Here is a 1,955-nt window from a genome sequence, read left to right as displayed (position 1 = left end):
GCGATGATCGCCTTCGAGAAGTTCGGCCAGCATCAGCCTCTGAACCGTCAGGCCGAGCGCTATGCGCTCGAAGGCGCGCCGATCGCGCTGTCGACCATGGCCGATGCGATCGGCTCTGTCTGTTCGGCGCTCGATCCGTTGCGGCGCCTTGTCGAGGCGCATGTCATGGCGGCCGAGCGCCTGCATGGCGACGACACCACCGTGCCCGTGCTGGCGAAAGGCAAGACCGACATCGGACGCTGCTGGGTCTATGTCCGCGACGACGCGCCGTTCGGCGGCGCCGGACCACCCGCCGCAATCTTCTATTACTCGCGCGATCGCCGGGGCGAACATCCGCAGACCCATTTGGCTGGATACGCCGGCATCCTGCAGGCCGACGCCTATGACGGCTACAACTAGCTCTATCTCGCCGACCGGAAGCCAGCCCCGATCCGGGAAGCGGCGTGCTGGGTGCATGCGCGGCGTCCCTTCTTCGCCATGGCGGACCTCGACGAAAACGCGCGTCGCAGAGCGGCGGGGAAGAAAGAGATTCCGCTCTCGCCGATCGCCATCGAGATCGTGCGCCGCATCGACGCGCTGTTTGCGATCGAGCGTTCGATCAACGGCAAGAGCCCACAGGAGCGCCTGTCGGTTCGACGAGAGCTGAGCCGACCATTGGTCGATGATCTCCAAGTCTATATGCGCGAGCAGGCGGCCAGGCTCTCTCGCGGACATGACCTCGCCAAGACGATCCAATACATGCTCAAGCGTTGGCCGGCGTTCACGCTGTTCCTCGACGACGGACGCGTTTGTCTCTCGAACAATGCGGCCGAGCGCGGGCTGCGTGGCATTGCCTTGGGGCGAAAATCCTGGCTGTTCTGCGGCTCCGACCGCGGAGGCGAGCGCGCCGCCGCCATGTACAGCCTCATCGTCACCGCCAAGATGAACCGCGTCGATCCGCAGGCGTGGCTGGGCGACGCTCTCTCGCGCATCGCCGCGCATCCGGCTCATCGGCTCGACGAGTTGCTGCCGTGGAACTGGCGGCCAAAGGCTCAGGGCGCGCCGGCGCTGGCGGCCTGAGAATGCATGTCAACAAAGTATCTCATGTCACGACCATTGACCGCGTCGCCGAGCATCTCGGCGAACGCGTCGACTGGGTCTATGAGGTCGCCAATGAAATGGACACAGAGGACGGCGTGATCTGGGCCTATGGTCTCGGCGACGATTGCGTCATGACCTTCACCGACTTCGGAATCGTAAACCTCATCGACTTGGTCAAAATCAACAAGGAGCTGAAGTCGCCCGACAAGCGCTGACCCGTCGGCTGTCCAACGGGACCTGCGGTCCACGGCGGATGCTTACCCTCATTTCTCGCCATTCACCTTTGAAGTGGTTTACCAAGTCGCGTGCAGAAAAGTTTTCCGCGTCGGGCGATAGGCCACGGTCTTTTCGGTATCTCTCAAGACGGTCAAGAAATAGGGCGCTGCCGAGGTGGCGCTGCTCAGACTTGTCGAATGCAATTTGCCGTAAAACCGTGCCAGCATTCGTATTCGCTGTCAGCAAAATGTCGAGGTTTGGATTCAGGAAAACTCATCGATAAGGCCATTTAAACTGCCGCCAATGGCGCGAGGATTGATGCGGTCATCGTGAAAGAGATACTCGATAGGCAGCTTCACAAAGAAATACTGCAAGTTGCTTAGTTCGTCACGGTAGTGAACCGCGCCGGGTTTGCCGGAGGCCATTTGGTTTAAGTTATGCGGCCATTGCTAGCTCGTCCAGCATGGCATAGTAGCGCACCTCGGCCTCAGCGGGCGGGATGTTTCCGATAGGCTCCAGAAGCCGCCGGTAGTTGAACCAGTCGACCCATTCCAGCGTCGCAATCTCGACGGCTTCGAATGAACGCCAAGGCCCACGTCGATGGATGACCTCGGCCTTGAAAAGCCCATTGATGGTCTCTGCGAGAGCATTGTCATAGC

The 1,955-nt window shown here is 60.7% G+C and carries 3 protein-coding genes and 1 pseudogene; 2 read left to right on the top strand and 2 right to left on the bottom strand.

Annotated features, from left to right (window positions below; genetic code table 11):
- A pseudogene (gene tnpC, locus BM177_RS19255) lies at nucleotides 1–1,059 on the top strand (IS66 family transposase); the annotation flags it as partial.
- Between the two features lie 2 nt (nucleotides 1,060–1,061).
- Nucleotides 1,062–1,295 (top strand): hypothetical protein, encoded by a 234-nt coding sequence (locus BM177_RS19250; RefSeq protein ID WP_091686908.1) that lies wholly within the window; start codon nucleotides 1,062–1,064, stop codon nucleotides 1,293–1,295.
- A 264-nt stretch (nucleotides 1,296–1,559) separates the two neighbouring features.
- Here the strand turns inward: BM177_RS19250 and BM177_RS20310 are convergent, their stop codons facing one another.
- Entirely contained in the window at nucleotides 1,560–1,721 is a 162-nt protein-coding gene (locus BM177_RS20310) for a hypothetical protein (protein WP_175492717.1), read from the bottom strand.
- Nucleotides 1,722–1,731: 10 nt separating this feature from the next.
- Nucleotides 1,732–1,955 (bottom strand): integrase core domain-containing protein (locus tag BM177_RS19245; protein WP_139223763.1); only part of this gene is annotated, 224 nt, incomplete at its 5' end.

Origin of the sequence: Methylocapsa palsarum, assembly GCF_900114285.1 — a bacterium.
Taxonomy (GTDB): Bacteria; Pseudomonadota; Alphaproteobacteria; order Rhizobiales; family Beijerinckiaceae; genus Methylocapsa; species Methylocapsa palsarum.
The sequence above is the reverse complement of the archived record's forward strand: the minus strand, read 5'-3'. Positions and strand labels throughout refer to the sequence as shown.